The 24,378-nt window shown below is 62.9% G+C and carries 19 protein-coding genes and 3 pseudogenes; 8 read left to right on the forward strand and 14 right to left on the reverse strand.

Annotated elements, in window-relative coordinates; translation table 11 throughout:
- Positions 1-4 precede the first annotated feature (4 nt).
- The 5 genes and pseudogenes from ACVILI_RS20850 to cpaB all read right to left on the reverse strand — a co-directional run bounded on the left by ACVILI_RS20850 (position 5) and on the right by cpaB (position 5,392).
- Entirely contained in the window at positions 5-1,426 is a 1,422-nt protein-coding gene (locus ACVILI_RS20850; protein ID WP_038647072.1) for a CpaF family protein, read from the reverse strand.
- Positions 1,423-2,637 (reverse strand): AAA family ATPase, encoded by a 1,215-nt coding sequence (locus ACVILI_RS20855; protein WP_019858430.1) that lies wholly within the window; start codon positions 2,635-2,637, stop codon positions 1,423-1,425. The genes ACVILI_RS20850 and ACVILI_RS20855 overlap by 4 nt, the downstream gene beginning before the upstream one ends.
- A gap of 35 nt (positions 2,638-2,672) precedes the next feature.
- Positions 2,673-2,942: a hypothetical protein gene (locus ACVILI_RS20860; RefSeq protein ID WP_019858432.1), complete on the reverse strand. Its 270-nt coding sequence runs from the start codon at positions 2,940-2,942 to the stop codon at positions 2,673-2,675.
- Between the two features lie 4 nt (positions 2,943-2,946).
- Positions 2,947-4,387 (reverse strand): annotated as a pseudogene (locus ACVILI_RS20865) (type II and III secretion system protein family protein).
- A 57-nt stretch (positions 4,388-4,444) separates the two neighbouring features.
- On the reverse strand, positions 4,445-5,392 hold the full coding sequence (cpaB, locus tag ACVILI_RS20870) for a Flp pilus assembly protein CpaB (RefSeq protein WP_240565071.1): 948 nt from the start codon (positions 5,390-5,392) through the stop codon (positions 4,445-4,447).
- A 216-nt stretch (positions 5,393-5,608) separates the two neighbouring features.
- Here cpaB and parE point away from each other — a divergent pair.
- Both parE and ACVILI_RS20880 read left to right on the forward strand, forming a co-directional pair.
- Positions 5,609-7,667, forward strand: a pseudogene (gene parE / locus ACVILI_RS20875) (DNA topoisomerase IV subunit B).
- Positions 7,668-7,711: 44 nt separating this feature from the next.
- Positions 7,712-9,778: pseudogene (locus ACVILI_RS20880) on the forward strand (FUSC family protein).
- Here ACVILI_RS20880 and ACVILI_RS20885 read toward each other — a convergent pair.
- Positions 9,775-10,899, reverse strand: a complete 1,125-nt coding sequence (locus ACVILI_RS20885) for a DUF2336 domain-containing protein (RefSeq protein WP_240565073.1) — start codon at positions 10,897-10,899, stop codon at positions 9,775-9,777. The pseudogene ACVILI_RS20880 and the gene ACVILI_RS20885 overlap by 4 nt on opposite strands.
- A 153-nt stretch (positions 10,900-11,052) precedes the next feature.
- Between ACVILI_RS20885 and ACVILI_RS20890 the strand changes: the two genes are divergently transcribed.
- Positions 11,053-11,505, forward strand: coding sequence for a MaoC family dehydratase (locus ACVILI_RS20890; RefSeq protein WP_019858440.1), 453 nt, complete (start codon positions 11,053-11,055; stop codon positions 11,503-11,505).
- Positions 11,505-12,386, forward strand: coding sequence for an HpcH/HpaI aldolase/citrate lyase family protein (locus ACVILI_RS20895; RefSeq protein WP_038647080.1), 882 nt, complete (start codon positions 11,505-11,507; stop codon positions 12,384-12,386). The genes ACVILI_RS20890 and ACVILI_RS20895 overlap by 1 nt, the downstream gene beginning before the upstream one ends.
- A gap of 19 nt (positions 12,387-12,405) precedes the next feature.
- Here ACVILI_RS20895 and ACVILI_RS20900 read toward each other — a convergent pair whose 3' ends face one another.
- Entirely contained in the window at positions 12,406-14,307 is a 1,902-nt protein-coding gene (locus ACVILI_RS20900) for a CASTOR/POLLUX-related putative ion channel (protein WP_038647082.1), read from the reverse strand.
- Positions 14,308-14,475: 168 nt separating this feature from the next.
- Entirely contained in the window at positions 14,476-15,150 is a 675-nt protein-coding gene (locus ACVILI_RS20905; RefSeq protein ID WP_038647084.1) for a methyltransferase family protein, read from the reverse strand.
- A 145-nt stretch (positions 15,151-15,295) separates the two neighbouring features.
- Between ACVILI_RS20905 and ACVILI_RS20910 the strand changes: the two genes are divergently transcribed.
- Positions 15,296-16,006: a TetR/AcrR family transcriptional regulator gene (locus ACVILI_RS20910; RefSeq protein ID WP_038647086.1), complete on the forward strand. Its 711-nt coding sequence runs from the start codon at positions 15,296-15,298 to the stop codon at positions 16,004-16,006.
- A 17-nt stretch (positions 16,007-16,023) separates the two neighbouring features.
- On the opposite strand, the gene ACVILI_RS20915 is transcribed toward ACVILI_RS20910, so the two are convergent.
- Complete coding sequence (locus ACVILI_RS20915) at positions 16,024-16,632, reverse strand: flavin reductase family protein (RefSeq protein WP_019858446.1); 609 nt, start codon at positions 16,630-16,632, stop codon at positions 16,024-16,026.
- Positions 16,633-17,217 (reverse strand): nitroreductase family protein, encoded by a 585-nt coding sequence (locus tag ACVILI_RS20920; protein WP_019858447.1) that lies wholly within the window; start codon positions 17,215-17,217, stop codon positions 16,633-16,635.
- 155 nt (positions 17,218-17,372) lie between these two features.
- On the opposite strand from ACVILI_RS20920, the gene ACVILI_RS20925 reads away from it, so the two are divergent.
- Positions 17,373-18,335, forward strand: a complete 963-nt coding sequence (locus ACVILI_RS20925; protein WP_019858448.1) for a hypothetical protein — start codon at positions 17,373-17,375, stop codon at positions 18,333-18,335.
- Between the two features lie 2 nt (positions 18,336-18,337).
- Here ACVILI_RS20925 and ACVILI_RS20930 read toward each other — a convergent pair whose 3' ends face one another.
- Together ACVILI_RS20930 and thrS are read right to left on the reverse strand one after the other, a co-directional pair.
- Complete coding sequence (locus tag ACVILI_RS20930) at positions 18,338-19,276, reverse strand: lysophospholipid acyltransferase family protein (protein WP_038647088.1); 939 nt, start codon at positions 19,274-19,276, stop codon at positions 18,338-18,340.
- 82 nt (positions 19,277-19,358) lie between these two features.
- The gene (gene thrS / locus ACVILI_RS20935; RefSeq protein WP_038647090.1) at positions 19,359-21,335 is read right to left on the reverse strand and encodes a threonine--tRNA ligase; all 1,977 of its coding nucleotides are present in this window, start codon (positions 21,333-21,335) and stop codon (positions 19,359-19,361) included.
- Between the two features lie 268 nt (positions 21,336-21,603).
- Here thrS and ACVILI_RS20940 point away from each other — a divergent pair, with 268 nt between their 5' ends.
- A complete protein-coding gene (locus ACVILI_RS20940) occupies positions 21,604-22,440 on the forward strand; it encodes an SAM-dependent methyltransferase (protein ID WP_019858452.1) in 837 nt (278 codons plus the stop codon).
- 4 nt (positions 22,441-22,444) lie between these two features.
- Here the strand turns inward: ACVILI_RS20940 and blaOXA are convergent, their stop codons facing one another.
- Positions 22,445-23,272 carry a class D beta-lactamase gene (gene blaOXA / locus ACVILI_RS20945; RefSeq protein ID WP_038647092.1) on the reverse strand — a complete coding sequence of 276 codons (828 nt, stop codon included), beginning with the start codon at positions 23,270-23,272 and terminating at the stop codon, positions 22,445-22,447.
- Positions 23,273-23,526: 254 nt separating this feature from the next.
- On the opposite strand from blaOXA, the gene ACVILI_RS20950 reads away from it, so the two are divergent.
- Positions 23,527-23,853, forward strand: coding sequence for a hypothetical protein (locus tag ACVILI_RS20950; protein WP_019858455.1), 327 nt, complete (start codon positions 23,527-23,529; stop codon positions 23,851-23,853).
- Between the two features lie 129 nt (positions 23,854-23,982).
- Here the strand turns inward: ACVILI_RS20950 and yidD are convergent, their stop codons facing one another.
- Positions 23,983-24,357, reverse strand: coding sequence for a membrane protein insertion efficiency factor YidD (gene yidD / locus ACVILI_RS20955; RefSeq protein ID WP_027046894.1), 375 nt, complete (start codon positions 24,355-24,357; stop codon positions 23,983-23,985).
- Positions 24,358-24,378: the final 21 nt, after the last annotated feature.

The raw sequence follows: 24,378 nt of genomic DNA on the forward strand, positions 1-24,378 counted from the left end.
CCGGCTACTCCTGCGGCCGGCCGGGTTCGAAGTACCGTCCGGGAAACTCGATGCCCATGGCACGCAGATCCTCCAGGAAGCGCGGCCTAATGCCGGTTGCCTCGAAATAGCCGAGGATGCCGCCATCGGCATCCATGCCGGTGCGCACGAAGCGGAAGATCTCCTGCATCTGGATGACGTCGCCTTCCATGCCGGTCACCTCGGCAACGCTTGTCACCTTGCGCTTGCCATCGGAAAGCCGGGTCAGTTGCACGATGATGTCGATGGCGCTGGCGATCTGGCTGCGGATCGACTGCACCGTCATCGGCATGCCGGTCATGCCCAACATCTGTTCGAGGCGCGAAATGGCATCGCGCGGCGTGTTGGCGTGGATGGTCGCCATCGACCCTTCATGGCCGGTGTTCATCGCCTGCAGCATGTCGAAGGCCTCCTCGCCGCGGCACTCGCCGAGGATGACGCGGTCGGGGCGCATGCGCAGCGCGTTCTTGACGAGATCGCGCTGTTTGAGTTCGCCATGGCCCTCGATGTTGGCGGGACGCGTCTCCATGCGCGCGACATGCGGCTGCTGCAGCTGAAGTTCGGCCGCGTCCTCGATGGTGATCAGCCGCTCGTCTTCGGGAATGAAGGCCGACAGTGCGTTGAGCATAGTCGTCTTGCCGGTGCCGGTGCCGCCCGAAATGATCGTCGTCTTGCGGGCGTGCACGGCCGCCGCCAGCACTTCGGCCATGTTCTGCGTGATGGCGCCGAATTCGACCAGCTTGTGCAGGCCGAGCTTGTTCTTGGAGAATTTGCGGATCGACACCAGCGGCCCGTCGACGCCGACCGGGCGGATGGCCGCGTTGAAGCGCGAGCCGTCCAGCATGCGGGCATCGACCATCGGCTGCGATTCGTCGACCCTGCGGCCAACCGCGGCGACGATTTTGTTAATGATTCTAAGCAGATGTGCCTCGTCCTTGAACGGGATATGAACCTGCTGCAGCTTGCCCTTCTTTTCGATGAAGCAGTTCTGGTGGCCGTTGATCAGGATGTCGTTGATGTCGGGATCCTTGAGCAAGGGCTCGAGCGGACCAAGGCCGACCATCTCGTCGACGATATCGTCGACCAGCGCTTCAAGTTCGGCGGTGTTGATCGCCATCCGCTCCTGGCGGGTTTTTTCCGAGACGAAATCATGCACCTGCCGGCGCATCTCCTCCTTGGGCAAACGCTCCAGCGCCACCAGGTTGATTTCCTCGAGCAGCATGCGGTGAATGCGCACGCGCGCATCGAGCACCTTGTTGGCGTTCTTTGCCGGCGCGACATCCGGCTTTGCCGGCAAAGCCTTCCGGCTGGTCGGGATGACGACCGCATGATGCGCGACCGGCGTTGTATCAGCCGGGCGCTGCGGACGCGCATCGCGGTTCTGCAGGGTGGAAAAACGGCTGGTCATCCGGCCTTCCTCTTCAAGAAGCCCTTGCCGAGACCGAACAGCGACTTCGATTTGGCTCCGGTCGCGACCGCCTCCTCCGGCAGGATGATCTTCTTCAGATCGTTGACGACATTGGCGTTGGGATCGATCTCGTGCAGCGGCACGCCGCGGTCGACCGCCTCGCGCACCAGCCGGTAATTGTTGGCGATACCGCCGACGAAATGCTCGCCAAGGATCTCCTGGACATCCGCCTGCTTGATGCCGTTGTCGAACATCTTCTGCTCGAAACGGTTGACGATGACGTTCGGCTTCACTTCCTTGCCGGCGGTCTCGTAGACCGCCTGGATCAGCCTTTGCGTGTGGCGCAGGCACGGCACCGTCATTTCGGCGACGATATAGAGCTTGTTGGAGCCCAGCAGCACGGTCTCCGTCCAGGGAAACCAGGTGCGCGGCATGTCGATGACGACATTGTCGAAATAGGCCGAGACGAGGTCCAGCATGCGAACCACGACATCGGTCTTGAACGAGCGCATCTCCGACGGATGCGTCGGTGCCGCCAGCACGCAAAGCCCGCTGGCATGCTTGGACAGCATCACGTCGAGCAATTGCCGGTCGAGGCGTTCGGGCTGGTTTTCGATCTCGGTGATGTCGAAACGCGGCTCGAGGTCGAGATATTCGGCACAGGCGCCCTGCTGGAAATTGAGGTCGACCACACAGGTCGAGGCGCCGCGCGTCACCGAGTGATGCAGCTGGAACGCGGTCTGCAGCGCCAGCGTCGTGGTGCCGACGCCGCCGGCGGCCGGCATGAAGGTGTAGATCTGCGATTCGGTGTTTTCCTCACGCCCCGGCCCTTGCAGGGCCCGCACCACCGAGCGCACCAGATCGGCCGTGGTGATCGGCTTGACCAGGAAGTCCGCGACCTTGAGCTGCACCAGGATGCGCACCGCGGCGGCGTTGAATTCCTGGGTGACGACAACCACCGGCGCCTTGCCCTCCAGACGGCGCATGACGCGCTGCAGCGACTCGACTTCCTCCAGTCTCGCCGCGTCCATGTCGACGATGATGGCGCCGAAGTCCGCCTCCTGAATCTCGCCGCGCAGTTCGGTGACATTCTTTTCCACCGTTGAGAGCTGGATGATCTCGGAGGCGGCGAATGCGGTCCGCGTGTCCTGCACGAAGGTCCTGTCCGTCGATACGAGCAGGATCTTCTTGGTCTTGATGCCGTTTGCCATTTTTGTCAGCCTGTGAGCGCGATCGCCCTTTGGGGTCAGTTGCCCGTGGTCGTCTGCGATGCCTTCGAAGCGGCGGCCTGATCCGGCGTGACCGGCCCGGCATCGCCACGCTTGGCAGGCACGAGAAGCCTTGTGTTCTGGACGCCGTATTTCCAGGGATCGACCATCTGCATGACGGTGTTGGCGGCCTGTGCGTCGCCGGAGCCCGGCGTCACCCCTTCTGTGCGTATGTAATCGTCGCTGGTGCAGCCGCCGGCCAAACCGGCAAGAAGCAAGGCGACACTTGATGTCAGGACCAGACGCATGGTTTCAGTCCTTCGGCAGGTCGAGGAAGTGCCCGACCGTGGTGGCGGGAGCGGTCCGTGCGGCGCTGCCATCGGCCAGCGCCAGCGCCCGGCCGGTGTCCGATGCCTTCACTTCCTCGGTGTTGTTGAGGAAATAGTCGACATTGCTGGCCGGCCGCGTGCCATCGGTCGGCTCGACCATTTTCTTCGACGGATCAACCGGCTTGACCAGGTAGGGCGTGACGATGATGACCAGATCGGTCTCGCGCCGCTGATAGGATTTCGACGAGAACAGCGCCCCGAGCACCGGCATCTTGCCGAGGCCGGGAATGCGCGACGTGGTTATGTCGTTTTGCGACTGCAGCAGTCCCGCGATCATGAAGCTCTGGCCGTTCTTGAGATCGACCGAGGTCTTGGCGCGGCGCACGATGAATCCCGGCACGGAGATAGTGCCGATGTTGTAGGAGGACGACGCATCGATCGAGGAGACTTCCGGCGCGATGTCGAGGCTGACCAGCCCGTCCTTGAGCACGGTCGGCGTGAAGTCCAGGCTGACGCCGTATTTCTTGTAGCTGACGGAGATCTTGCCGTTGTCCTCCGAGACCGGGATCGGGAATTCGCCGCCGGCCAGGAAGCTCGCCGTCTCGCCCGAACGGGCGATCAGGTTCGGTTCCGCCAGACGGCGGGTTCGGTTCCGCCAGACGGCGGGCGAGGCCGCGCTCTTCCAGCGCCTTGATGGCGATGTCGATCGACACGCCGTTCGACAGCAGCCGGCCGATGATTTCACCGGTTCCCGCCGCCGGCACAGTGCCGGGGTCGAGCGAAACATCGCGCCCGCCGAAACCGTAGGCAAAATTGGCACTGTATTTGGCGCCCAGATCCTGCCCCGCCTGGCGATTGATCTCGACGAAGCGGACATTGAGCTGAACCTGCTGCGACGACGAGATGTTGACCGAATTGATCACCTCCTCATTGCCGGAAAAGCGGCTGGCGATCTTGCTTGCCTTGTCAGCGGCGACCGCGTCGTCGGCCTCGCCCGACAGCACGACACGGCCATTGGCCGACCCGACCTTGATCTTGGCGTCCGGCACGCTGGCGCGGATGGTGCTGGCCAGTTGATCCGTGTCGAGCGTCACCTCGATGTCGACGGTGCCGACGAGCTGCTTTTTCTCGTCGAACAGCGCAACGCCGGTGGTGCCGAGATTGTTGCCGAGCACATAGAAGGATTTGTCGGTCAATGGATTGACGTTGGCGATCTCAGGATCGCCGATGACGATCTGGTAGAAGGCGGCATTCGTCACGATCGTCTTGGGCTTGCCCTTGGCGACCTTGATCGACGCATTCTTGGCCGCCGAGACATAGACGATGTCATTGTCCGCCTTGGCCACGCCGGGCAAGGCGAGCATTCCGCCCGCAACCAGCGCAGCAGCCATCGCCAGAGCCCGCGCAAAGCGCGATCGATCCATCATTCGATATAGGGTACGCATCACAATTGCCCTGTCCCGTCCGGTCCCCACCGGCCTTTACTTCTGGTCCGGCGCAGGAACCTGATATTCCTCGGCCTTCGTGCCGCGCGTCACGATGACCGTCTTGAATTTCGGCTTCTCCGGCTCCTTGGTTATCGCATCGAACAGCGAGCCGGCCGCGGCCTGAGCCTTGGCCGCCACCGATCCGCCAAAAGACGAGATGGTGGTGACGCCGTTCTTGCCGTCGCCGCCTTCGGAGGCTGAGCGCAGCGACAGCGACAGCGTGCCGACGGTGCGGGCAAGCGCCACTTTCTGCGCGCCTTCGGTCGTCACTTCAATGGTCACGGAATTCGTGATCTGCGGCGTCGTCTGGCGCTCGTCGGCACCCTGGCCGACACTCAGCACCTTGGCGTCGGCAACGACGATCTCGGAGGTGACGGTTGAACCGGCAGCACCTTGCGCGTTCTTGGCGACCTCCTGGATTTCGCCGGCATCGCGCGTCAGCACGACATCCACGCGGTCGCCCGGCGTGACGAAGCCGCCGACGCCGGCGATCTCGTCAGTGCGGATGGTCACCGCTCGCATTCCGGGCGTAAGCATGTTGGAGAGCGTAGCGCGGCCGTTCGGCCCCGACAGCTTGGTCAGCAGCACCGGTTCGTTGACCTCGATCGGCGACAGCACGATGCGATTGCCCTCGCCGAGCAATCCGTCGATGGTGGCAAAGGCACCTTGCGGCAGGGAATCTTGTGGCCAGGGGATTTCGATCAGCTTGGCGCGGTCAAGTTCCTGGCCGTAGCGCAGCGGCGCGTTCGCCACCACGATGGTCTTGAACTCGATCCTGGGCGGGGCGGGAGCGGCGATCGACGCCGTCTTCTCCTCGGCATCGGCTTTGGCCTGGCTCTTGACCCAGAAATCCGCGGCAAAGATCGAGATCGCGCCGAAAACGGCGGCGATACCGATCATCGTTATGGCCTTGCCCCTCACGCCGAAAACCCCTGATGCCATCGTTTCTTGTTATGTTGGGCTCACGCTAGGCCGCTTTGTTAAAGAATCAGGAATGTAGAACGGTGGTATTGGACCTATTTCCGCCCGCTTGGTTATCGAATGGTTTTAGGATAAGACGGCTCAAATCCCCGAACGTAACAGGAACCTCCGTCGCTTGGCGCTGAAAAGCGTGGCAGTATCGGCGGGTGATTCGCAGCACCGGACCCTATGGCAGGCATGGACGACAACAACGATCTCTTCGGCAATATGGACAAGCAGCCGCAGCCGGTTCGCTCACCGGCGCGCCCGGCCGACCCGCTTGTGCAGGCAGCAGCCAAGCGCCCAGCCGCGACCAAGGATGGCAGCGAGGGCTATAGCGCCGCCGACATCGAGGTGCTCGAAGGCTTGGAGCCGGTGCGCCGCCGGCCAGGCATGTATATTGGCGGCACCGACGACAAGGCGATGCACCATCTGTTCGCCGAGGTCATCGACAATTCGATGGACGAGGCGGTTGCCGGCCATGCCACCTTCATCGATGTCGAGCTTTCGGCCGACGGGTTTCTGACCGTTACCGACAATGGCCGCGGCATCCCGGTCGATCCGCATCCGAAATTCAAGAAGCCGGCGCTCGAAGTCATCATGACGACGCTGCATTCGGGCGGCAAATTCGACTCCAAGGTCTATGAAACCTCCGGCGGCCTGCACGGCGTCGGCGTTTCCGTGGTCAACGCACTGTGCGGACCATCTCGAGGTCGAGGTCGCGCGTGGCCGCCAGCTTTATCGCCAGCGCTTTTCGCGCGGCATTCCGGTAAGCGGCCTGGAGCAGCTTGGCGAGGTCCACAACCGGCGCGGAACGAAAATCCGCTTCCATCCCGACGAGCAGATCTTCGGCAAGGGCGCGGCCTTCGAACCGGCGCGGCTCTACCGCATGACGCGCTCGAAGGCCTATCTGTTCGGCGGCGTCGAAATCCGCTGGACCTGTGATCCCTCACTGATCAAGGAAAAGGACCAGACCCCGGCCAAGGCGGAGTTCCATTTCCCCGGCGGCCTGAAGGACTATCTCAAGGCATCGCTCGGCGACGACTTTCAGGTGACGCGGGAAATCTTCGCGGGAAAAAGCGAAAAGCAAGGCGGCCATGGCTCGCTCGAATGGGCGGTGACCTGGTTCGGCGGCGACGGCTTCATCAATTCCTACTGCAACACCATTCCGACCGGCGAAGGCGGCACGCATGAGGCCGGCTTCCGCAACGTGCTGACGCGCGGCTTGCGCGCCTATGCCGATCTGGTCGGCAACAAGCGCGCCTCGATCGTCACCTCCGAAGACGTCATGATCTCGGCGGCCGGCATGCTGTCCGTGTTCATCCGCGAGCCTGAATTCGTTGGCCAGACCAAGGACAGGCTGGCGACGATCGAGGCAATTCGAATTGTCGAGACCGCGATCCGCGATCCGTTCGACCATTGGCTGGCCGACAATCCGCAGGAAGCCTCGAAGCTGCTGGAATGGGTGATCGCGCGCGCCGACGAGCGGGTGCGCCGGCGTCAGGAAAAGGAAGTGTCGCGCAAGAGCGCGGTGCGCAAATTGCGCCTGCCGGGCAAGCTCGCCGACTGCACGCAGAACGCGGCGGCCGGTGCCGAACTGTTCATCGTCGAAGGTGACTCCGCCGGCGGCTCGGCCAAACAGGCGCGCGACCGTGCCAGTCAGGCCGTACTGCCATTGCGCGGAAAAATCCTCAACGTGGCCAGTGCCGGCAATGACAAGCTGGCGGCCAACCAGCAGATATCGGACCTGATCCAGGCTCTCGGCTGCGGCACGCGCTCAAAATACCGCGACGAGGATTTGCGCTACGACCGCGTCATCATCATGACCGACGCCGACGTCGACGGCGCCCATATCGCTTCGCTGCTGATCACCTTCTTCTACCAGGAAATGCCGGCGCTGGTGCGTGGCGGCCATCTCTATCTGGCGGTGCCGCCGCTTTACTCGATCCGGCAAGGCGGCAAGGTCGCCTATGCCCGCGACGATGCGCACAAGGACGAGCTCCTGCGCACCGAATTCACCGGGCGCGGCAAGGTCGAGCTTGGCCGCTTCAAGGGCCTGGGCGAGATGATGGCCTCGCAGCTCAAGGAGACCACCATGGATCCGAGGAAGCGCACGCTGCTCAGGGTCGATGTGAACGAAATCGATTCAGCCACCAAGGACAGGGTCGATGAGCTGATGGGCACCAAGCCGGAAGCCCGCTTCCGCTTCATCCAGGAGCGTGCCGAATTCGCCGAGACGGAAGTGCTGGATATCTAGCCGCGGGCCAGTTTAGCTTGCGCTTCCGATATGGAGACCGGCACGTGACCTGGGCGCGGCTGAAAGCGTATTTCGAGACGAGCCTGACCGGGTTGACGCAGCCGACGCGCTCGGACTGGATTTTCGCCCTGCGCACCGTTTCGGCCGGCCTGATTGCGCTGCTCGCCGCCTATGCCCTCAAGCTCGACCACCCGCAATGGGCGATGATGACGGTGTTCATCGTCGCCCAGCCTGTCGCGGGTATGGTGCTGGCGAAGGGTTTCTACCGGTTGCTCGGCACGCTGGCCGGCGGGCTGGCGGCGATCGGCATCACCACTGTCTTCGGCACCAACCCATGGGTTCTGGTGACGGTGCTCGCCGTCTGGATCGGCATCTGCACCTTCGTTTCCTCATTGCTGCGCAATCCCGAAGCCTATGGTGCGGCACTTGCCGGCTATACAGCGATGATCATCGGCCTGCCTGCCTTTGGACAGCCGCATCTGGTCGTCGATCTCGCTGTCGCCCGTTGCGCGGAAATCGTCCTTGGCATTGTCTGCGCGGGCGTGACCAGCCGGCTGATCCTGCCGAAACTGGCCAGCGATGCCATCATCTCGCGGCTGAAGCGCTGCATTCTCGACCTTGCCACCTATGCCGCGGGCGCCTTCTCGGGCGGTGACACAGCGACACTTTCCGCACTGCATCGCAAACTCGTCGCGGACACCCAGACACTCGGCGAAATGCGCGCCTATGCCAGGCTGGAAGCGCCGAGCTTCGCGCCGCGTGCCCACCCGGTGCGGCGCACCATCGGACAATTGCTCTCGGCCCTGTCGGCGGCACGCGCGCTGCATTCGCACGCCGCCCCGAAAAACGCCGCCCTCATCCCGGTGCGTTCGCAATTGCAGGCCCTCGTCGGCGATTTGGCGGCAAAGCCCGGCGCACTGGACGATACGGCATCCTGGGTTAAACAGCTCGACGCGATCTCGGCCAAGGCCCGGCAACTGCCCGATGCCTCGGTCGACCAGGGTGACGACAGGGTCGGCACCATCACCCGCCTCACCATCGCCGCCGATTTCGCCGAGGCGCTCAAGCAGGTGCTGCGCGGGCTCGATGCCTTGCGTTCACCGGTCACCCGCACGGGCCGCGCCAGCAGGCAGCCTGCCCTGGTGGTGCACCGCGACTACCCTGGCGCATCGCGCAATGCCGTGCGTGCGGCCCTTGCCACTTTGCTGGTCGCGGCCTTCTGGCTGACGACGAAATGGTCCGAGGCGGCGGGCACGGTCATTCTCGTCGCCGTCGTATCCAGCCTATTCGCCGCTCGCCCCGATCCGGTGCAGGTGTCCTGGGGCTTCTTCAAGGGCACGCTGCTAGCTTTGCCCTTTGCCTTCCTCGTCGGCTAGATCGCATTGCCTGCTTTGCCCGGCTTCGGCTGGTTCGTCCTGTTTGTCGTGCCGATCCTGGTGCCGACCGCGCTGGGCATGGCCAATCCGCGCTATGTCGGCGTCGCCACGGCCTTCGCCATCAACTTCCTCGCTTTCCTCAGCCCGCATCAAGCGATGACCTACGATCCTGGCCCGTTCTTCGCCGGCTCGGCATCGGTGCTGGTCGGCATTCTGCTGGCGATCGGCGTCTTCATTGCCGTGCTGCCCGCCGATCCGTGGCTCGCGGCAAACCGGATCGTGCGGGCCATGCGCGAGGATTTGGCACGGCTTTGCCTGCACGAGCGCGTGCCGAGGCGTTCGGCCTTCGAAAGCCTCGCCTATGACCGCATCAACCAGCTGATGCCGCTGGTGCAGAACTCCGGCAGGAAGGGCGAGGCGGTGCTGGGCGGGAGCGTCGCCGCCGCGACGGTCGGCCTGGAGATCCTCAGGCTGCGCGGAGCAAGCCAAACCCATGCCATCCCACCGGAAACCACGGTTTCGATCGCCAATTTCCTGAGAGGGCTGGCGCGCGAACTGCTGTTCCGCTCCCCCGGCGATCCGCAGACAGCGACCGTCGCTGTCGCCCGGCAGTATGCGGCTGGTATCGCCCAGCGAAACGCCACCGGCGACATGCTGCAGATCGCGGCATCCCTGCGCATCATTGCCGCCGCGATGGAGGACTTTCCGGACTTTTTCGCGAAAGACCGAGGCTAGGCCGCTGCAATCGCCAGCGCGTGACCCCGCGCGTTCTCGCGCAGCGCGTCGAGATGGATCGACTTGACCAAGGCCGCGAGATCGCCTTCCGCGGATTGCCCGCCCAACTCCTTGAGCATCAGCCAGCTGACTTCCTGCACGCCGGCAACACGCTTGCCATTGGCAACCTCGCGCCAGATCTTCAGCGCACGCAAGATGATGGCATGCGTGGCGGCAGCCAGGCCGGCGCTGCGGAACAATGCCTGCAAGGCCACGTCGTGGCCGCCTGCCAGCAGCGCCCTCACCCGTGGCTCGGATTGCTGGCCGAGTGCCACCAGCGTGGAGCCGAAGAAATCGACCTTGCCATGCGCGATGGTGCGGATGAGGAAGCTCGCGGTGAGATCGCCGCGCAGCCTGAGATGTTCGATCAGCGCGGCGTGTTCTTCCTGGCGCGTGCCCTCAATCAGCGTCACAGAGGCCTTGACGCAGGCGTCTCGCAGGACACGATCGGCCCGCGCGGCGCCCATCAGTGCCATGACCAGCGGCGATGTCTTCAATGTCTCGCCGAGCTTGATCAGAAGCATGTGCCGGCAGTCGGCCGGCAGCCTGATGTCCGATATCAGCGCCTCGCGCACCTGCGGCAGGTGCCCATGGCGTTCGGCCATGCGGCGGAAGCTCAGCGAAGCAATGCTGGCGCCGCTATTGGCGAGCAGGACGGCGCAGGCTTCCGCCTCACCGATCTCGGCGATGGCCGCCGACAGCGCCATCGAGACGACAGGACGGTCGGCGATCAGCTTCTGCGTTGCCTTCTGGCTCGCAGCCACGCGGTTGATCAGATCGGCATCGGTGAGCAGCGGCGAACGCGCCAGCACCACACCGGCGACTTCCGGCTGGTCAGACGCCAGCGCACTGATGATCTGCAGCGGCGCGTGGTGGCTCATCGAGAGCGCTTCGGCGATCGCCAGCCGCACTTTCGACGAAGCATCGTCGAGCAGCAGCGTCAGCGCTGCCTCGGCGGCGCATCGGTCCTCGAACGGCAATTCGGAATTGACATAGGCGCGGGCCAGCGCATTGGCCGCGGCGGCGCGCTCGGACACTCTTGCCGTGTAGATCCATTTCAGGAAATGCGAAACAACAACCATGCCCGTCTGCTTACGCCCCATGCCGGAAGGTTTCCGGCCCCGCTGGAGACGGTAGGCAGAAATGGTTTACGAACGGTTCACCATGTTCATTAACTGGCTTGCGACCGCTGAATGCAGCGCCTATCAACCGTCAATCAGTGCAGGAGACTGAAAATGGCCGGCCTATATCTCGAGGAGTTTGTCGTCGGTCATGTCTTCCAGCACACGCTTCGCAAGACCGTGACCGAGAGCGACAACATGCTGTTTTCGGTGATGACGCTGAACCCGCAGCCGCTTCATATCGACTTCGATTTCGCCGCCAGGAGCGAATGGGGCAAACCGCTGGTCAACTCGCTGTTCACGCTCGGCCTGATGATCGGCATTTCGGTCAACGACATCACGGTCGGCACGACGGTCGCCAATCTCGGCATGAAGGAAACCACCTTTCCACACCCGGTCTTCCATGGCGACACCATCCGCGTCGAGACCACTGTCATCTCGGTGCGGGAATCGAAATCGAAGCCCGATCGCGGCATCGTCGAATTCGAACACCGCGCCTACAACCAGCATGGCGACCTCGTCGCCAAATGCGTCAGGCAAGCGATGATGCTGAAGAAGGCCGCCTGATGCGCTCGCTGCTGTTCGTCCCCGGCGATTCCGAGCGCAAGCTTGAAAAAGGTTTTGGCGCGGGCGCCGACGTGGTGATCGTCGATCTCGAGGATTCCGTGGCGCCGCAGAACAAGGCAGCCGCGCGAGACATTGCGGCACGCTTTATTGCCGAACGCAGGGGGCTAACCAGCTCGGCCATCTACATCAGGGTCAACGACCTCTCGACCGGGTTGACGGATGACGATCTTGCCGCGCTCGTTTCGGCAAAGCCGGTCGGCATCATGCTGCCTAAGTCCAACAGCGGCCAGGATGTACAGCAGCTCTCGGCAAAGCTCAGGGTCTGGGAGGCCGAGAACGACCTGCCCGACGGCTCGATCAAAATCCTGCCGATCATCACCGAAACCCCGGCGGGTGTGCTCGCCGCCGCGACCTATGCCGGCGCAAGCGCGCGGCTCGCCGGCTTGACCTGGGGCGCAGAGGATTTGTCTGCGGCGATCGGCGCACGCGCGGCACGCGACGAGCACGGCCGCTACACCGACCTGTTCCGCCACGCTCGCCTGACGACCATCCTTGCGGCCGCAGCCGCGGAGGTCGCGGCGATCGACACCGTGTTCCCGAACTTTCGCGACATGGCGGCCTTCACCGCGGAATGCGCGGAGGCCGAGCGCGACGGCTTCACCGGCAAGATGGCGATCCACCCCGACCAGGTGTCCGTCATCAACGCCGCCTTCACGCCCTCGGCCGAGGCGGTGAAACAGTCGGCGGCGATCGTCGCGGCGTTCGAGGCGGCGGGGAATCCCGGCGTCGTCGGCATTGACGGCAAGATGTTCGACCGCCCGCATCTGCGACTGGCCGAACGGCTGCTGGCCCGCGCCAAGGCAGCCGGGATCTCCGTTTAGCCTGGCGAGCCTTTGGTCGTCAGTCCCGCGCCAGCACGATGATCCGGTCCTCCGGCAGATAGGTCAGCGCTTCCGACTTCGGAGGATTGACGGTAACGCCGCCCAGCGCCCGCTGGTCGGCATCTCCGGCGCGGATTCGCCGGTAGCCTATGGCGATCTCGCCGCGCAGCCGCGCCGATTCCGCGATCGTCCAGAAGGTCAATGGCTGGTCGATGGCGACATAGTCGGCGACCGGGCGCATGTAGATTTCGGAGCCTTGCTCGTCGAGCAAATCATCGAAGATCGCGGCGAGATATTGGTTCTCGGAGGCCTGCGCCAGCATCAGGCTGACCAGCCGGTTGCTGACGACGAAATCATCGGCCTTGGTCACCGCCGCAAGCTCGCGGTTGCGCACGTCGATCATCTCGCTGACGATGGAGATGTGCAGGCCGGCATCATCGGCGATCTTGCGCAGATGCAGCAGCGTCACCAGTGTGCGCGTGTCGGCCGGCTGCGCAGCCATGGCTTCGCTGTAGCCGAGGACGAGCACGTGGTCGTAGGAAGGCACGTCCAGGCTCGCCAGCGCCGTGCTGCTCGAGGTGTCGGTGATGCGGCAGGAAACCGACAGATTGTCGCCGGCAACCGGCAGTCCGGCAACTTCCTGCTCGAGGCCAGGCGTATCAGCGGCGACGGTCAGGATCGAACCAGGCGCGACGTAGCGCGACAGTTCATAGGCGATGATCGGACCGCGCCGGTTCCAGCCGAGAATCAGTGTTCGCTCCGGCTTCGCCTCGACGGACCGCGGGCCGAGGATCGCCGCCGTATCGATCTTGATCGTGGTGCTTCCGAGCCTGATCGCGGCATCGTCCTCGGCGATGATGATGGCGCGCATATCCGCACCGACCACGGTATCTGACGGCGGGTTGAGATTGACACGCCCGTCCTGGTCACAAAGCCCGATCAGCGCGCAATGCTCATAGGCCATCACCGCCTCGCCGAAGGTCTTGCCGGCGAGCCCTGGCTGCGCTGTCGTGTAGATCTCGCAGCCGTCGAAATCGAGCAGTTCCGAATAGACGCCGCTGAGACCCGACTGCCGGCTCGAATGCACGACGATGCGCGAGATCAGCTGGTCGGCCAGCACGAGCTGCACCTCGGCCCCGCCGACGACGTGGGCGACCTCGGCATTCTTGCCGTCGCGGATCTCGGCGGCGATGTTGTAGGGGTCGGTGCGCCGGCTCGGGTCGTTGACCAGCGCCAGCACCGTCTTGATGACCTGCGAATCCGGATCGTCGCCGTCCGGCGACAGCACGATCACCGACCGCGAGGTCTGCGGATTGACGATGGCGAGATCATAGAGATCGGTCGGATCGCCGCTGCGGCAGATGATGCGCGTGTTGCCCAGTTTGCCGACCTTGGCCGCGATCTCGTCCTCCATCGCGACCTTGTCCATATTGGCCATGACGACGATGCGCGGACGGCGACGGCTGGCATTGGCGATGACGAGTTCGGATATCACGTCGAAGATCGACGGCGACCAGTTGAGGATGATGGTGTGGTCGCTCTCCAGCACCCGAGAACGGCCCTTGCGCAATTCATCGAGCTTGCCGTCCACGCCGGCGCTGAGCACGCCGATGAGGGCCGACACGACGAAGATGCCGGCAAGCGTGACGACCAGCATGACGATGCGGAAGGCCCAGCCGGTGTCGCCGCCCATCGTCCCGGAATCGAGCGTGCGCATCAGCGATTCCCAGAACGCTTCGAAAAAGTTCAGCGGCTCGCCGCCTTCCGGCGCGATGCGGGTCACGGCAAGGAAAGCGGCGGCGGCGATGATGATCAGCAGGGAAACGACGGCAAGCCAGCCGATCAGGGCGATCGGGCCGGCGGCCATGCTCTTGTCGAAGCCGTAGCGCAGCCGGGCTCCCAGCGAGTCGCGTTTTTTCATGCCAGTGGTGCCCCCGCACTATCCCCAAGGTCGATACGCTAACCCCAACGCATCGCCGAAGCCGCTCTCTTAGCGTGTGTTCAGAGGAAGGGGAATCGCTTTTCGCGTGGTCACGGTGAAGGATTCCTTCCGTGATGGCGAAGCTGCCGCGCGCGTCTGGTGCGGCGGCTACCAGACCATCGGGATCAGGCGATAGCGGACCCGGGTTGCGTAGTCGTTATAGCCGCGCAGGCCGGTGCGCAGGGTTTTCTCCTCGATGAAGGTGCGGATGGCCAGGAGAACGATGAACACGAGCACCGATACCAGCCCCCACCAAGAGCCAAGCAGGAGTGCGGTGCCGGCGAAAAAGAGGATGGCGCCGGCATACATCGGGTGGCGAACGTAGCTGTAGGGGCCCGTGGTGATCACGCGCTGTCCGCGCTCATCCTGGATCTTTACCACGGGTGCGGCGAAACTGTTCTCCAGCATGGTTAGGTAGCAGATCCAGATTCCGACCAGCAGGACCAGCGCGCCGACCGCCTGCGCCCAGAAGGGGACCGCCGACCAGCCGAAACGGAAGTCGAACCCCATGAAGCTCAGCCAGCCGAAGATGCCGATGAGAAGTATGGAGAGCAGGACCTTGTCGGCCGGAGTCTGACTTTTCTGGATCGGAGGGCTCAGCCGCTCATTCATCAGGCCCGGATCGCGTCGCGCCAGCGCCACGCCCATGGTGAGGCTCAGCCCCACCATCACCACCAGATAGACCCAGGCTGCTGGCCAAGCAAAGGTGCCCGCCGACAGGAAGAGCAAGGCGCCCATGACGCCGAACCAGATGAATGTCTGAAGAAGCAATTTCGCGATCATGACCGACCTTCCACATTATGCCCCTCGCCTGCATTGGCTGAAACAGACCAATGGTCTATCATACCGACCAGTGGTCCGTGTTTCAAGCGGACTGTCTGATATCCGTGCTGGACGGGAGCGGCCGGCGCGTGCAGAAGGTTTCGTCATGCCCCGTGTCATCAAGCATCCAGAGATCAGGCGAGAAGACATTCTGGACCATGCCCAGGCCCTGTTCCTGACGCAGGGTTACGACAGAGCGAGCCTCAACGACGTGATTGCCTCAGCCGGCATCTCGAAGGGCGCCTTCTATCACTACTTCCCCTCCAAGGAGGCTCTTCTGGAAGCCTTGGCCGACCGTTTCGCGCGGCAGGCGCTGGCTGCGGTTCAGAGTGTACTCGACGATCCCGACCTCGACCCGCTTGGACGGCTGAACAGCTTGCTCAGCCAGTCGCGACAGGCCAAGATCGAGACCGCAGCGGAGGCCTGGGCTCTTTTCGAAACGATGTTTCGGCCGGAGAATCTGGTTCTTTTCCACCGCATCAACCTGGCGGCTCAAGCGTCTTTTTCGCCCCTGCTGGTCAAGGTCATCCGGCAAGGTGTCGAAGACGGCACCTTCAGGACTTTCGATCCGGAAGGTGTCGCCGACATCGTCATGCAGTTCGGCTTGGCCACGCATGATGTCGTCGCCAAGGCGATCGCCGGCGGCAGCGACGCCGATATGGAGGTCGCGATCGAGGTCCTGGAAAAACGCGTCAGGCTCTACGAAATCGCTCTCGACCGCATTCTCGGCCTTCCCGACGGCAGCATCCAGATCGGGGAGCCCGGCTATATCAGAGCCGTCATGACGGCCCGACGGAAAGCCGACAAGGCGCGGTGATCTGCCAGGTCTGAAACCTAATCCTTGCCCCAGCGTGGCCGGCGCATCGAAAAGACTTCGTCGACGCTGGCATAGTCCAAGTAGCCAAGCCGAGCCACATTGCCAGCCTTGGTGGTGTCGAACAGGCCGTCTTTCAGGAAGGCGTCGTCAATGTGCACGCCGACCACTTCGCCGGCGACAACGACGGCGCTCGTCGGCGTTCCGTCCAGCGCCTTCGGGCGAAACACCTCCGTCACCCGGCATTCCAGCGCGGCAGGCGCGGCCGCGACGCGCGGCGGCTTCACGAGACGCGAAGGCGCCATGGCGAGATCGGCATAGACGAACTCGTTGACGCCGCGCGGCGCGTTGACGGACGTATAATTCATCTTCTCCGCGAGATCGCGGCTGACCAGATTGGCAACGAACTCGCCGGTCTCCTGGGCAAAGGAAGCGCTGTCCTTCTCGCCCTCCGAGGAGAACCAGACGATGAAGGGCCGCGTCGAAACGGCATTGAAGAAGGAGTATGGCGCCAGGTTGATCTCGCCTGCCCCATTCAGCGTCGATATCCAGCCGATCGGCCGCGGCGCCACGATCGCCTTCGACGGATCATGCGGCAGCCCGTGCCCCTTTGACGGTTCGTAGAACATTCAGCCTGCCCAGGGTCCCGTGTAGTCGGCATAGAGCTTTGCCGGATCGGGCCGTGGCCGCTCCGGCGCCGGGCCGGCATAGGAGCCGATATGGATGAAACCGACGACGCGCTCCTGCGGCGCCAGTCCAAGGATCGCCCTGCCCTCCGGAACGTCGGAATACCAGTTGCTGATCATGTTTGTGCCATAGCCCAGCGCATTGGCTGATATCATCAGGTTCATCGCCGCCATGCCGCCGGACAGGAACATCTCCCATTGCGGGATCTTGGGGTTCTCTTTCGGCACCGACACCACGCCGATCACCAGCGGTGCACGGGAAAAGCGCGCCAGTTCCTGGTTGCGGCGGCCCTCGGGCAGCGGCCCTTCCCGCTGTTCGGCAAGCGCCGCCAGCTTTTTGCCGATCTCGATGCGAGTATCGCCGCGATAAAGGATGAAGCGCCAGGGTTCGAGCCGGCCATGGTCAGGCACGCGCGTGGCGGCGGCGATCATCGTCGCGATATCGGCGTCGCTGGGCGCCGGCTCCTTGAGGTCCGGAATCGGCGCGGAATTTCGGGTCAGCAGGAAGTCGATGATCGGCGACGCCATGGGCGCAAGTCTCCTGAACACTCTGTTTTGAGCTGAAGCGCACCATCGGGAATTCGGGCGGCTCGGGCAAAGGCGCGCGAGCGCCGGGCTGAAGAGTCCATGGATCGGACTCTTAAGCCTTGAAATTGCCACCGCCATGGGCTTCAACGCAAGGCATGTTTGAGGGGCGACTGCGTCTTTTCCTGGTTTGGCTCTGCGCCGCGCTGTTCCTGCTGCCGGTCTCCCTGGCTGCTGCGCAGCAAAAGGATGGCGTGGGCGACCTGAAACTCCCCGGAATATCGAGCTATGCGACGCCCAAGAGCGAAGCCCCGCTGGCGCTTGGCGGCGGTGGCGCCATCACTTTGTCGGCGCAGCTGACCGACAAGGGCACCGACATTACCCGCGGCCTCGTCTGGCGTGTCTTCAAGCCTGAGCCCGTCAACGGCAAATTGCCGATGGTCGCCTCCGCGCATGGCGGCAGCGCCGTCTTCCAGCTCGAGCCCGGCAGCTATCTGGTCCATGCCTCCTATGGCCGCGCCGGCGCCACCAAGCGCATCACTGTCGGCAAGGAAGCCAAGCGGGAAAGCCTGGTACTCGATGCCGGCGGCCTAAAGCTCGACGCGGTCCTGTCCGGCGGCGTGCGCATTCCGCCGAAAAAACTGCGCTTCTCGATCTATGAGGGCACCGCCGAGGCCAATGGCGACCGCGCGCTGATCATTCCCGATGTCGAGCCCAACAGCGTCGTGCGGCTCAATGCCGGCATCTACCATGTCGTCTCGACCTACGGTGCGGTCAACGCGGTGATCCGCTCCGACATCCGCGTCGAGGCCGGCAAGCTGACCGAAGCCACCGTCGAGCATCACGCCGCCGAGATCACCATGAAGCTGGTGCGCGAAGCCGGTGGCGAAGCCATCGCCGACACGTCATGGTCGCTGCTCAACGAATCCGGCGATCCGATCAAGGAGACCGTCGGCGCCTTCGCCTCGATGGTGCTTGCCGAGGGCGACTACACGATCATCGCCAAGAACCGCGACCGTATCTACCAGAAGGATTTCACGGTCGTGGCCGGGCAGAACCAGGAAATCGAGGTTCTGGCATCCGAAGCCGCGGCCATGGACCCCGAAGAAGGCGCGGACTAGCCTTAGGCGGCCAGTTTCGTCCGCGCCGGCAGGAACGGAATCCGGCGGCGCGACACTTGCGGCGCCAGGTCGAACACACCGCGGTAAAGCCGCTCGAGCAATGCCTTGCGATCGCGCAGCGGCTCCAACTCGCTCCAGCTCAGCACATCGCCGACGCGCACGTCGATCGCCTTGCCGGAAAGCCGCGCGAATTCGTGGATGAGCATCGAAAGCCGCAGCGTCAGCGAAGCCTTGCCGACGAACTTGGCCACGCGGCCATCGCGCTCGGCCATGTTCATCGGCCCGCTGACCAAATGGAACAGCCTGCCATTCTGTCCGGAAAAATGCATCGGAATGACGGATGCCTTGGCATCCTGCACCAGACGCGCCGGGAACATCTTCCATGGCAGGTCGCGCGCCCGGCCAAAGCCTTTCGGCGCGGTGGCGACGCCACCGGCGGGGAATACCACGATGGTGACACCCTCCTTCAGCAGCCGCACCGCCTCGTGACGCACGGCCATGTTGTTCTTCAGCGCTTCCTTGGTCTCGGAAAAGTCGATCGGCAGCGAATAGGGCTCCATCTCGCGGATCTTGAGCAGATCCTTGTGGATCATCACCCGGAACGGCCGCCCCAACTGCTCCGCCAGCGACAGCACGGCAATGCCGTCGCCAATGCCGAACGGATGGTTGGCCACGATCACCAGCGGTGTGTCCGGCAATGGCGCGGGCGGCCATTGGTCGGCGGTGCGTATCCGCACATCGATCAAGTCGAGCATGCGGCTGAACACGCGCTCGCCTGATGGCACCACCTGGCGGCGCCAGAAATCATAGAGCGCGGCATAGCGGTCGCGCCCCGACAGGCCTTCAATGGAATGAATGACCCAGCGCGTCAGCGCCGGCTGTCGCGGATTGGCATAGGAAAGCTCGGGAAACGGTTTTTCGCGCGTCTTCAGCTTGAGCATGAGGGCTCGTTACAAGGTTGGCGTGACAGGGATATGAAAATGGCGGTGGATCGCTCCACCGCCATTCCTGGGAACTATCGGATCAGGCCGCGCGTTTGCGCCTGCGGTCCGGTGTAACGGCCTCTTCGGTCAGTCGCGCGATCGCCTCGGCAAGGCCAAGCGATTCCTGGTCGCGCGAGCCGAGCCGGCGGATGTTGACCGTCTGTTCCTCCGCCTCGCGCTTGCCGCAGACGAGGATGACGGGCACCTTGGCTAGCGAGTGTTCGCGAACCTTGTAGTTGATCTTCTCGTTCCGCAGATCGGCTTCCGCCAGCAGCCCGTCTGCCTTCAGCTTTGTCACCACCTCGGTCGCGTAGCTGTCCGCCTCCGAGGTGATCGTTGCCACCACCACCTGCAGCGGCGCGAACCACAGCGGGAAATGGCCGGAATAATTCTCGATCAGGATGCCGAGGAAACGCTCCATCGAACCGCAGATGGCGCGGTGTACCATGACGGGCTGCTTCTTCTCCGAATCCGAGCCGATATAGAAGGCGCCAAAGCGTTCCGGCAGGTTGAAATCGACCTGCGTGGTACCGCATTGCCATTCGCGGCCGATGGCATCCTTCAACACATATTCGAACTTCGGCCCGTAGAAAGCGCCCTCGCCCGGATTGATCGAGGTCTTGATCCGGTTGCCGGACCGCGTCCTGATCGTCTCCAGCACGCTGCCCATGATCGCCTCGGCATGATCCCAGGCCTCGTCGGTGCCGACACGCTTGTCGGGCCGCGTCGACAGCTTGACGCTGATTTCGTCGAAGCCGAAATCGGCATAGGTCGACAGGATCAGATCGTTGATGCGCAGGCATTCCGACGCCAGCTGCTCCTCGGTGCAGAAGATATGCGCATCATCCTGCGTGAAGCCGCGCACGCGCATGAGACCGTGAAGCGCGCCCGACGGTTCGTAGCGATGCACATTGCCGAATTCCGCAAGTTTTACGGGCAGATCGCGATAAGACTTCAACCCATGCTTGAAAATCTGTACGTGGCCCGGGCAGTTCATCGGCTTCAGCGCGAAGACGCGGTCGTCGTCGGTATCGTCGCCGGCGACCGTCACCTTGAACATGGCGTCGCGATACCAGCCCCAATGGCCTGACGTTTCCCACAGGCTCTTGTCGAGCACCTGCGGCGCGTTGACCTCCTGGTAGCCCTGCTCGTCGAGGCGGCGGCGCATGTAGTTGACCAGGTTCTGGAACATCTTCCAGCCCTTGGCGTGCCAGAAGACGACGCCCGGCCCCTCTTCCTGGAAATGGAAGAGGTCCATCTCCCGCCCGAGCTTGCGGTGGTCGCGCTTCTCGGCCTCCTCCAGCATCGTCTGGTAGGCTTCGAGCTGTGCCTGGTCGGCCCAGGCCGTGCCGTAGATGCGTGTCAGCATCGGGTTGTTCGAATCGCCGCGCCAATAGGCACCGGCCACCTTCATCAGCTTGAAGGCGTTGCCGATCTGGCCGGTCGAGGCCATGTGCGGGCCACGGCAGAGGTCGAACCAGTCGCCTTGCGCGTAGATCTTGAGGTCCTGATCCTCGGGAATGGCGTCGATCAGTTCAAGCTTGTAGCGCTCGCCCTTGTCGGCGAAGACCTTTTTCGCCTTGTCGCGCGACCAGACTTCCTTGGTGAACGGCTTGTTGCGCGCGATGATCTCGCGCATCTTCTTCTCGATCACCGGAAAATCGTCCGGCGTAAACGGCTCGTTGCGGGCGAAGTCGTAGTAGAATCCGTTCTCGATCACTGGCCCGATGGTCACCTGCGTCCCCGGCCACAATTCCTGCACGGCCTCCGCCAGCACGTGCGCGGTGTCGTGACGGATAAGCTCAAGCGCGCGCGCATCGTCGCGGGTGATGATCTCGACCTTGCCGGACTTGCCGAGCGGGTCGGAGAGGTCGCGCACGGTGCCGTCAATGGCGTAGGCGACGGCCTTCTTGGCCAGCGACTTCGAGATCGATTCGGCAAGGCCGGCGCCGGTCATCGCCGCGTCGTAGTCGCGGACGGAGCCGTCGGGAAATGTCAGGGAAACGGAATTCAGCATATGGTTCTCCTATCCAGTCCCGCAAACGAGCGCGGGTGGTTGAAATGCATGTCGCCCAAAAGTGTATGACAGTCCTGGGGTTACGACATGCACTAGATAAAGCCGGATGCGCCAATCACATGGACAAACGGCAGCGCGCGGGTTTTAGAGGCAGTGCCGGGCCAGGTAAAGAGTGCTGGCTGGCCGGCCGTCAGGAAATGTCGGCAGAGATGTCGCATCCCACCGCTCAGGCTTGCGAACATCCCCGCAATCGTCTGGAATTGTCGATATGGAAAACGCAACACCCAGCCGAACCGCCCTTGGCGTCGCCCGCATGAGGGCCCTGCATCAATTTTCACCGCAGGCGGGGCTGTTTCGCGATCCCTACGCGATCGCGATTCTGGGTGAAGCCGCTCCCGCGGCGCGCGAGCTTGAGCAGGAAGACGAGCGCCGCCGGCGCATGCGTCTGTTCGTGGCAGCGCGCGCCCGCTTCGCCGAGGACTGGCTGGCGGCCGCGGTGCGTCGCGGTGTCCGCCAACTCGTCGTGCTTGGCGCCGGCCTCGATACGTTTTCGCTGCGCAATCCGTATCCCGACCTCAGCGTGTTCGAAGTCGATCACCCGGCCACGCAAGCCTGGAAACGCAAATGCATTGCCGATAGCGGACTTGCCGAGCCAACCGCCACCAGATTCGTGCCGGTCGATTTCGAGCGGCAGAGTCTCTCCGCCGAACTGGCTGCCGCCGGTTTGCGGTCGAGCGAGCCGAGTTTCTTCATCTGGCTGGGGGTCGTGCCCTACCTGACGAAGGAAGCGATCTTCAACACATTGTCCTGGATCGCAGGCTTTCCCGGCTCGGAGGTCGTGTTCGACTACAGCGAACCGGCCGAGAACCGTGACGCGGCGGGACAGGCCGCGCTGGCCTTCCATGCGGCCCGCGTCGCATCTGTCGGGGAGCCATGGATCAGCTTCTTCGTTCCGGCCGAACTGGCGAAATCCCTGGGCGAGCTCGGCTTCGACGAGATCGAGGATATCGAGAGCGGCGATCTCGCCGCTCGCTTTTCCAAAGCCCCGAAGGGAATGACGAACACTTCCGGCGGCCACATCATCCGCGCGCGCCGAACCGCCTGACGGGTTACTTCACCAGCAGCGGCAGGTCTTTCAGGAACGTCGCGCGCGTCTTGAGACCTTTTGGCATATCAGTGCGGGTGGCATCGACGACCAGGCGGGCAAAGACAATCTGCTGTCCGTCCTTTTTCGCCCAGCCGACGAACCAGCCGAGCGAACGCTTATCCCTGATCTTGTCGGCATCATTGGCCAGCCTCGTGCTGCCGGTCTTGCCTTGCACCGTCCAGCCTCCGGCCTGGAATGTCGGGATGATGGCTGACGTCATGTCGTAGGCCTTGGCCGAGACCGGCAATTTGTGCGCCAGAAGCTTGCGCAGGAAATCGACCTGCTCGACCGGCGTGATCTTGAGCGAGGAGTTGACCCAGGAATGGGTAAGCCCGTCATTCTTGCCGGGATTACCGGAAACGTCTTTGTTGCCGTAGTCGAGTTTCGAGACATAGCCGGCAAAGCTCTGCGGTCCAAGCTTGCGGGTAAGTTCACGCGAATACCAGAGGATCGAATCCTTTTCCCAGATCGTCGGGTCGACTGTCTTCTGGTCCCGCTTCACCGCCGCGAACTCGGGTTTGTAGTCCCAGCTCGGCGTGTGCTCGTCGCTCAGGATACCGGCGTCATAGCCGATCAGCGAAAGCGGCACCTTGAACGTCGAGGCCGGGCTGAACCGCTGGTCGCAGGTGCCGTCCTGATAAAGAACCTTGCCGCTCGCCGCTTCGGCGATCAATGTGCACTGCACATCCCCAAGCGGCGCAGATTGCGCGCGCATCGGGAACCCCAGCAGCCAGGCGAGCAGGAAGAGGACTCCAGCCAGGATAAAGGGAAGACGGTCGATGTTACGCATTGATGCTCGCTCCAGTAGGGTGTTCGCCAGCGGACTTAGCGAGGTCTCTTGTCTCGATTTTGTCTCAAATGCGCAGTCTTTGTGCAGGCTTGCGTTAACCCTACCGAATTCTAAAAATCTGCCCTCAAATCGATATCCATATAATGCTGGCCCATCAAACACGCGTTAATTCAACGCGTGTTGCACTTCAAATCTGAGGAGCTCATATCGTCGCCGGTTAACCCGTCTGGACAATGTCTGCGTCGACTGCTCGAATGCCGATCAGAAATGAAATTATGGCCTTGCTCTCCATGAGTGTTTGGAAAAAAGTTATAGCCTATATCGCGTTAACGAGCCTGATCGGGTACACGATCGGCATATCAGCATCAGCGCTGGCATCTGGAGAAATAAGAGATAAATTCAGCTGGATTAAATTCGAAAAACACCCGATAGAATTCATACTATCTTTAGTTGGAACAGTCGCCTTCACTGTTGTTTTGTTTATTATTATGTATCTGATATACCATCATGAGCGCTACATAGTATATATGGCAATCAGAATCTGGAGAGAATATAAAAAAATGACTGGGCCTCGCCTGTGACGATCGCTTTATCGGCAACTGGTTTTGGACAGAAGTCGCGTCGTGGTTGGAGGATTCCATGTATCAAAACGGCGACCCAGCATGATGCTGAATGGTACGAAATAGTCCGACTTTGAAGTTAGGCCACCGTCAGGCCTGGGCTTTGCCGCGTTTCCGGCCGATCCGCCAGTACCGCCAGGGCATGAACCAGACATAACGGTCCGCCAGCACTTCCGGTACCAAATCGATGCCATGCGTGCCGAACGGCCCGCAACGCAGCACGCGGAAAAACCCCATCCAGCCGCCGGCCCACAGGCCATGGCGGGCAATCGCCTCATGCGCGTATTCCGAACAGGTCGGCACATGCCGGCAGGAATTGCCGACAAAACCGGAAAGCGTCAGCTGGTAAAGCCGCACGAAAGACGTGCCGAGGACACGGCCGGGCGTCTTGCGCCACGGGCCGGGCCAATTGCGCCCGCGCCCTGGCGGTCTGACAGTATGGGCCTGCCCATGCGGGTCGTGCACCGCAGTCTCCGTATCGCGTGC

This window comes from Mesorhizobium sp. USDA 4775 (assembly GCF_054062655.1).

Excerpts from the sequence above, each read along its gene's own strand:
- ACVILI_RS20850 (WP_038647072.1), bottom strand. The coding sequence starts at position 1,426 with ATGACCAGCCGTTTTTCCACCCTGCAGAACCGCGATGCGCGTCCGCAG.
- blaOXA (WP_038647092.1), bottom strand. The coding sequence starts at position 23,272 with ATGCGTAACATCGACCGTCTTCCCTTTATCCTGGCTGGAGTCCTCTTC.
- cpaB (WP_240565071.1), bottom strand. The coding sequence starts at position 5,392 with ATGGCATCAGGGGTTTTCGGCGTGAGGGGCAAGGCCATAACGATGATC.
- ACVILI_RS20895 (WP_038647080.1), top strand. The coding sequence starts at position 11,505 with ATGCGCTCGCTGCTGTTCGTCCCCGGCGATTCCGAGCGCAAGCTTGAA.
- ACVILI_RS20950 (WP_019858455.1), top strand. The coding sequence starts at position 23,527 with ATGCCGATCAGAAATGAAATTATGGCCTTGCTCTCCATGAGTGTTTGG.
- ACVILI_RS20920 (WP_019858447.1), bottom strand. The coding sequence starts at position 17,217 with ATGGCGTCGCCGATCATCGACTTCCTGCTGACCCGAAATTCCGCGCCG.
- ACVILI_RS20925 (WP_019858448.1), top strand. The coding sequence starts at position 17,373 with ATGTTTGAGGGGCGACTGCGTCTTTTCCTGGTTTGGCTCTGCGCCGCG.
- ACVILI_RS20855 (WP_019858430.1), bottom strand. The coding sequence starts at position 2,637 with ATGGCAAACGGCATCAAGACCAAGAAGATCCTGCTCGTATCGACGGAC.
- ACVILI_RS20890 (WP_019858440.1), top strand. The coding sequence starts at position 11,053 with ATGGCCGGCCTATATCTCGAGGAGTTTGTCGTCGGTCATGTCTTCCAG.
- ACVILI_RS20930 (WP_038647088.1), bottom strand. The coding sequence starts at position 19,276 with ATGCTCAAGCTGAAGACGCGCGAAAAACCGTTTCCCGAGCTTTCCTAT.
- ACVILI_RS20860 (WP_019858432.1), bottom strand. The coding sequence starts at position 2,942 with ATGCGTCTGGTCCTGACATCAAGTGTCGCCTTGCTTCTTGCCGGTTTG.
- ACVILI_RS20940 (WP_019858452.1), top strand. The coding sequence starts at position 21,604 with ATGGAAAACGCAACACCCAGCCGAACCGCCCTTGGCGTCGCCCGCATG.
- ACVILI_RS20885 (WP_240565073.1), bottom strand. The coding sequence starts at position 10,899 with ATGGTTGTTGTTTCGCATTTCCTGAAATGGATCTACACGGCAAGAGTG.
- ACVILI_RS20910 (WP_038647086.1), top strand. The coding sequence starts at position 15,296 with ATGCCCCGTGTCATCAAGCATCCAGAGATCAGGCGAGAAGACATTCTG.
- ACVILI_RS20915 (WP_019858446.1), bottom strand. The coding sequence starts at position 16,632 with ATGTTCTACGAACCGTCAAAGGGGCACGGGCTGCCGCATGATCCGTCG.
- ACVILI_RS20905 (WP_038647084.1), bottom strand. The coding sequence starts at position 15,150 with ATGATCGCGAAATTGCTTCTTCAGACATTCATCTGGTTCGGCGTCATG.
- ACVILI_RS20900 (WP_038647082.1), bottom strand. The coding sequence starts at position 14,307 with ATGAAAAAACGCGACTCGCTGGGAGCCCGGCTGCGCTACGGCTTCGAC.
- thrS (WP_038647090.1), bottom strand. The coding sequence starts at position 21,335 with ATGCTGAATTCCGTTTCCCTGACATTTCCCGACGGCTCCGTCCGCGAC.